The sequence below is a fragment of the Ensifer adhaerens genome, from assembly GCF_001270265.1.
In the GTDB taxonomy this organism is placed as follows: domain Bacteria; phylum Pseudomonadota; class Alphaproteobacteria; order Rhizobiales; family Rhizobiaceae; genus Ensifer; species Ensifer adhaerens_B.
On the sequence record NZ_LGAP01000066.1, the window covers coordinates 1 to 6,993 of the forward strand.

Here is a 6,993-nt window from a genome sequence, read left to right on the forward strand (position 1 = left end):
GTTCGGTCTGGGCGATGATCCGCTCGATCAGCGGCTTATAGTGGCGGAGCTGGGTCTGCCACAGTTCGCCGGCCGGGCCCGCCGTCAGGGGCAACTGTTCACTCGCCTGCTGCAGATAACTCAAGGTCGTGCGGGTGATCTTGAGCAGTTCGCGGTAGTGGTTCACCCGTTTCGGGCGACCGCGGGTATATTCGATCGCCCGGGATCGCTTCTTCGCCGCGCGGCAATGATCGTGCCATGGGATGGTGCTACCCAGTGCATCGGCCTGCTGCAACAGCCGTACCATCACCCGGACAGCGTCCCATAATAGGCTACTGTCGCTCGGCTCATGGATCAGTGCGGCGGTGACGGTGCTGTCCACGCGCACGACCTTGCCACTTTCGAGCTTCTCCTGCAGGGCGCTCGCCAGCAGCACCCGGTTGATCTCTTCAAAGGTTTGCGCCCGGATCGCGCTGATCGTCTTGTGCAAGACCGACTTCTTCGGGCTCCATCCCCAGGGCAGCCGGGCAAAGGTGTCGATACCGGATCAATACTCCCCAGAAGTGCCGTTTGAATCTTCCCCAGTTTAGCGTTGCCGCCGGTCTTCCGGGGCGCGCCCCGGAAGACCGGCGGCGCGTCATCACCGATACTGCTCTCGATGGTCGAGAGGGGAATGTTGGTGATCAAACTCGGGGAGATAGTCATGATTTTAGATTTGCACCGGCAGGGGTTGTCGGTGTCGGCGATCGCCAGACAGACCAACGTCGATCGAAAGACAATTCGTAAATATATTGAGCGGGGTCTCGAAGCGCCTGCCTATGGACCACGCAAGCCGAGGACGACGGTGATCGATCCGTTCACTGCTTATCTACGTGAACGGGTTGCTGCCTATCCCGGCCTGAGCGGCCGGCGGCTCCTGCGAGAGCTGAAGGATCGGGGATATGCGGGTGGCTACACGGCCGTCACGGATTTTCTCAGAGACGTTCGCCCGACCTCAGAGCAAGGCTTTGAAGTTCGGTTCGAAACAGCTCCCGGCGAACAGGCCCAGGTGGATTTCGCCCAGTTTCAGGTCATCTTCACCGATGAGCCTTCAACGCCGAGGATCGTCTGGCTCTTTTCCATGGTGTTGGGCCACAGCCGCCTCATATGGGGCCGCTTCGCCATGCATCAGGATCTTCCGACGGTGCTGCGATGCCATGTCGCCGCGTTCGATGCAATTGGCGGTGTTCCACGCGAGATTCTCTACGACCGAATGAAGACTGCCGTCATTGGTGAAGGGGAAACCGGGGGCATTGTCTATAACCGCGCTCTGCTCGATCTTGCCCGCCATTACGGCTTTCATCCTAAGGCCTGCAAAGCCTATCGCGCCAAGACCAAGGGAAAGGTCGAGCGACCATTCCGCTATATCAGGGAAGACTTCTTCCTGGCACGTTCGTTTCGCAACCTCGATGACCTTAACAGCCAACTGCGGTATTGGCTTGATACGGTTGCCAATCCGCGTGTGCACGCGACAACGCAGCGTGTCGTCATGGAGGCCTTCGCCGAGGAGCGCCATCATTTGCGGCCTTTGCCTCTGGCTCCGTTCCGATCCGTATTGAGACTGGAGCGCAGGATCTCTCGAGACGGAATGGTCAGCGTCGGCGGAAACGCCTACAGCGTGCCCGACGCCACCAGGAGACGTCTCGTCGAGGTTCATACCCTCGCCAATGAAGTTCAGATCTTCGAGGACGGCACTCTCATTGCTGTGCATCCAGTGTTGGAGGGGCGTCATCAGCGCCGCGTCGAACCAGGACACAGAACCCTTCGCTCACAGCCACGATCGCGACCACACGTCAACAATGACGAGATCATTCTTCATGGATCCGGAGACAGGGTCACACAGCGGCCGCTGGCCTTCTACGACGCCGTCGCCAGAGCTATGGCACAGGAGAACCGCCCATGAGCGCCGCTCTCGATGCTGTGCCGTCGATGATCGACCGCATTCGCCATGACCTTGTTGGCTTGAAGATGCCACGTGCTCTTGAAGCACTCGATCATATTGTCCGCCGCCTGGAGCATGGCGAACTCTCGGCACTCGAAGCAATTGATATTCTCCTTTCCGAAGAACTGACCCTGCGCGAGAACAGCCGCATAAAAACGGCACTGCGAATGGGTCGCCTGGCAACCATCAAAACACTCGCCGGCTTCGATTTATCCTTCCAGCCCTCCCTCGATCGAGATCGGATCTTCACGCTTGCGCAACTGGGTTTCATCGACCGGCATGAAGCGGTGCATTTCCTCGGGCCACCGGGAACCGGCAAAAGCCATCTCGCCGTGGCGCTCGGCGTCGAAGCCGTCAAAGCTGGTAAGAGCGTCTACTTCTGCACGCTGGCCGATCTCATTGCAGCGTTGTCCAGGGCCGAGCGCGAGGGACGGCTGCAAGAACGCATCCGCTTCTTCTGCAGGCCAAGTCTGCTGATCGTCGATGAGATCGGCTATCTCCCGGTCATCGACGGCGGCGGCAATCTGTTCTTCCAACTCGTCAACGCCCGCTACGAGAGAGGAGCAATGATCCTGACGTCCAATCGCGGCTTTGCAGAATGGGGTGATGTTTTTGGTGATGCCGTCGTCGCAACCGCCTTGCTCGACAGGCTTCTGCATCACGCCGTCGTCGTCCAAATCGAAGGATCAAGTTACAGGCTGCGCCAACATGCCGAACTGATGCCTGAACACGTGCGATCCAAGGCTTTGATCACCCCGCCGTCCTTCGCCCCGCCGCAACGCCAACGCGGCAGACCGCCGAAAAATACCCAATTCTCCACGTCGTCCGGGGCGGCATAATTGGGGAATTTTACTTCGGCACTTTTGGGGAAATTTCACCCGGCATTGACAAAAGGCGCGGAACGAGGCGGAGTCTTCGAGATGGAAGGCCAGTTCCTGATAACTCAACTGGCGATGCTGCTTGAGCAGCGCGCAGCGCAGCACAGCCTCGGCCGGCAGCCCCTCGCACCCTCGCGGCCGGTTTCCTTGCCCCCTTGTCGGCGCAGATCCTCTGTCACTCGGCTCAGCACCTCGCCATGCTCATCCAGCCACTGAGACATGGCTTTCAATTCACGGCCGATCTCGTGCCCGGCAAAAAGATCGAATATACTGGATTGGACGGTGCGTTCTTGGCGCATTGTCGGCTCCGGCGGTGACGGGTTTGTCTTTAGAATCAGTAGCTTGATCTAAAGTATACCTGAAACCGCCGGGCTTTGCCCGCGGCAATATCGCGATTCCTCCAATAATTTCAGTGGCTTACTGTTTGTGGATGGGCACTAGCTTAGCTAGCAAGGAAAATATTCACAAGCCTACCACGGGGCGAAGCTGAAGTTCGCGACGCCCTGTGGGCTGATTGTAGGATTCGCCAGCAAGTCGACTTGATTGGTCGTGTCTTATACTCTTGCTATCGCTGTGATTGGCAGCCGGGGCCATCCAAAAAGCATGCACGCCGCCCATCACAGAATCTAGTTTCCTTCATCTCACGGCATCTCTTCATAGATTTCCAGAATGCGCTTAAGCAATTTTCTGCCAACGACGACAGGCGAGTAATCATCGCGGATGGTGTTTTGGCCGGCCAGGGCAATGGTCTCGCGGAACGTTACATCTTCGAAGACACGCCGCATGTGTCTAGCCGCGTCATTGACATCCGGCTCAGCCCATTGGCCTCCTTGATCATAATAGTCGCCCGGACGCAAATCGGTTCTGCTGTACGCTACCAAGCAGGAATTCGACTCGTTCATGAAATCCAGATTGCCCGAATAACCCGTGGCGATTGTGGGTTTGCCGTAACCCATCGCTTCCGCCATGGTGAGGCCAAATCCTTCTGCACGATGCAATGAAACATAAGCGTCACAATTTAAGTATAGTGAAGCTTTTTCGTCCCGGTTTAAAATGTCTTCAATCAAAACTATCCGGCGATCGCGCCGAGCAAGGGCTTTGAAGGCTGCGTACGATACTGAATCAGCTGCGGACTCCTGCCGGCATACGCAGTTTATGACGAGCGCAACGCGTTCCGTTTCGTCGGGAAACGCTACCGCGAAAGCTTGAAGTACAGCTTCCGGATTCGTCCGGGCCATCGTGGATTCGATGCTAAAAGTGAACAAAAACGCAAAGCAGTCTTCAGGTATTCCCTGCCGGTCCCGCGGCGTGACGACTGGCGGATAATAGATCTCGACAGGGATGGGCAAGGCTTGGACGGAGACATCCATACGAGCGCGTGCAGAACTTGCGATAAAGGAGGACAGCCCCCAAAATTCATCGAAATACCGCGTGTTGGCGAGGTACGTGGGCATTCTTTCAAGGTCCCAAGCCCCGCACACAATATTGTAGTGATTGGCGAGGAAATCGATGCCGTAGCGGGAGACCATCTTCTCAATCCGCGTGACATCCCCGATGAAAATATTCACGTCTGAGCCGCCGGCTCCAAGTGCGACAAAGCCGGTGTCCTCGTCCATATGTAGGGAGTTGTTGAAGTTCACAGCTCGTGGTCCAGTCGTCGGTAAACGATCCGAGCTAAGCCGAGTTCCATCGAGCGCTATTTCGATCGCGCCATAAACGCTGCGAGCCATAGAGGCAAGGCCGGTATGAATATTGAAGGGCCCGATTATGTTCGCGATGTGAGTCCGGGGGTGCCGTGCGATCGCGCCAATTTTTGAGTCAACGCGCAAGCATTCGAACCTCAGACCGAGCTCTCGTGCGTCAGGCGAGTGACCTGCCATCGCGGGTGAGTGGCTACCCAGTAGTTCCAAATCGATTAGGACCAAAGATTGCCCATCAGCTAGCAGATGCTTTGGCAGAGCTATTGTAACGTCGCTTCTACCCGCGTCTGATTTATGGAAGCTGTACACGGCACTTTTCGCGCCATTTACGTACGCAAATAGTGTATTGGTCGGCAGCAAATCGGTCAAAAAAGCGTCAACGTTAACTAGTACAATTTCAAGGTCTTCATCCGGTATTTCAGCGAGTTTGATTGCTATCTGGGATTTGCGACCATCAGACCACACTCCGCCAGGTTCCGCAGGGTGCCACCCGCGTGTGAATAAGGCGGAGTTTTCAGGAAGATCCGCCACACATATCTGCTGCCCAATCGCGATTACTTCTCCGTCCTCACTTGGACGCACTTTAACGGCATGAAGTGCAATCGATAAGCTGCGCGTATCCTCGATTCCTGCAATGATCTTTGGCGAATTGGCCGCACTGCAGCGGATTTCAAGTACTACTTCGCCAATTGAAGAACACATCTCCGGAGAGAGGGTAAACGATATGGGTTGACAATCACGTCGCGTAAAGACAGGGGCCGCCAATACAATGGAACAGGTCGAAATTGTGCACTGCACCGGGGCCTCTGGCGAGGCCATGGCTGCTAGCCAAAGTTCGACACTGTAGCTAGCCTCAACGCCGGCGAAGACCTTGAACGATAGAGAACCAGTTTCCCCAGACATCCAGCGGTGGTCTGGGGCGGGAGCCGTCCAAGATGAGCTAAACGAAATGGCATCCGCTTCTGCACCCGCGCCGCACACCAAGGTTTTATTCAACTCAATCATTTTTCGATTGGTCTGAACTTCGCTGCTCCCAAAAGTCTCCCATGAAATGTTCAGTAGCGACTTGAGCGAGGCCTCACCCAGAAATTGGACAGGGGCGCCCAACTTTGAGCTCTCATGGGCGAATACGTGTCGCCAAAACTGCGGGGATAGAATGGCCAAGCTAAACGCTGGTTCGCGGGATTTATCTTTCCACGTCGGAGACAAAGCAACCGCGGGCTTCTGAAAAACGGCTGCCTCTGACAATATGCTAGAGCTCAATGCAGAAACCTGAATAATTTCCGGCGCGGCTAATAGCATATATGCATTCCAATTCACGAAAGCGACGTTTGCGAATTGTTGAAGAAATCTCACCTGTACCTGTGCTGCAATTCTATCTTGGTACGGGTGCGGTTTAAAGTAGACGGTTCTAAAACTCGAGAGCAGCGAACGAATCTCGTTGGGATAATCTTGCAGTGCGATGAAGCCGCCATCCCGATGAAGTAAAGCGGCGTCGCCATCGACCTGGCCAAAGAGCACCGCTGAGTCGCATTCTAGCCGCGGTCGCAACAAACTTGCCAACTGTGCGGTTTTCATCTGCGCCGCAAATGCAATGTCATCGGGATTCAGCTGAAAGGAACTTAGATGTTCCTCGGAGACGAAGTTGCTTTCGATCATGAAGGCGTAGTCCTTCATGAAGCGAAACGGATGAATAGCAAACGAAATGTATGGAATATTTAGGGCGTCACACAAGTGTTTTTGGTAGGGCGAGAGCTCAAACCCGACGATGAGCTTGTCTTCGAGGACAGGGCGTAGCAGTTCAAGTACCGCAGCACATGGACGGCGATGGTAAAGTTTGCTCCATCCCGAAGCAGACGGATCTACGTTCTCTAACTCATAGATGCGGCGCGCAGGTAATCCCGCGTCTTCATCCTCTAACCAAAGTCCAAGTGCTGTTGGACGCTTCAAAATCCGCTGGAGGCCTGCCGCAGTCCAGTCGTGAAGACGACTTGCAATGGTATTTTGTACACCGGCCTTCGCCATGTGAGTATGCGGCGCGGGACGCAGAAAGTCTGCCATTACAAACGCTTGACGACAAAGCAAATCGTTCGCTTCAAAGGAAAATTGCAGATCAGCTGTATCAGCCACCAGGAGTCCTCACCATAAAGATATCGCGATCGAGAGGGGCTATCATGCCCTTGTCGCACATACCCTTTTGATAGACGCTTTCCGAAGCGCGGCCAATCCTAAGTTCTGGCCACGTCTTGAACATGAGGTGTCGACCGACTGTCAGACCTGCTCATCCAGCCGGATCACTCTGACAAAATGAGAACAGGGCTCACATTCTAGCCTGTCTTATTCACGAGCGGCGATGGTGCGTTACGTCTGAGCGTCGGGCGCGGCATTCAGTGGCGTCTGTTGCACCGCGGGCTTTGGCTGGACTTGTGGAACGCGCTGGAGGTTGAAGGTGTGG

General features: G+C 55.5%; 3 protein-coding genes and 2 pseudogenes. 2 read left to right on the forward strand and 3 right to left on the reverse strand.

Annotated elements, in window-relative coordinates; all coding sequences use genetic code 11:
• Positions 1-511, reverse strand: a pseudogene (locus AC244_RS34570) (ISNCY family transposase); the annotation flags it as partial.
• A gap of 147 nt (positions 512-658) precedes the next feature.
• Here AC244_RS34570 and istA point away from each other — a divergent pair.
• On the forward strand, positions 659-1,921 hold the full coding sequence (gene istA, locus AC244_RS34575; protein ID WP_053253338.1) for an IS21 family transposase: 1,263 nt from the start codon (positions 659-661) through the stop codon (positions 1,919-1,921).
• Positions 1,918-2,799, forward strand: coding sequence for an IS21-like element helper ATPase IstB (gene istB / locus AC244_RS34580; protein WP_053253336.1), 882 nt, complete (start codon positions 1,918-1,920; stop codon positions 2,797-2,799). The genes istA and istB overlap by 4 nt, the downstream gene beginning before the upstream one ends.
• A gap of 45 nt (positions 2,800-2,844) precedes the next feature.
• Here the strand turns inward: istB and AC244_RS36140 are convergent.
• A pseudogene (locus tag AC244_RS36140) lies at positions 2,845-3,137 on the reverse strand (ISNCY family transposase); the annotation flags it as partial.
• Between the two features lie 342 nt (positions 3,138-3,479).
• Positions 3,480-6,668: a glycosyltransferase gene (locus AC244_RS34585; protein WP_053253337.1), complete on the reverse strand. Its 3,189-nt coding sequence runs from the start codon at positions 6,666-6,668 to the stop codon at positions 3,480-3,482.
• Between the last annotated feature and the right edge of the window lie 325 nt (positions 6,669-6,993).

Bases quoted from the DNA above. Each gene is read 5' to 3' on its own strand.
- istB (WP_053253336.1), top strand. From the start codon at position 1,918: ATGAGCGCCGCTCTCGATGCTGTGCCGTCGATGATCGACCGCATTCGC.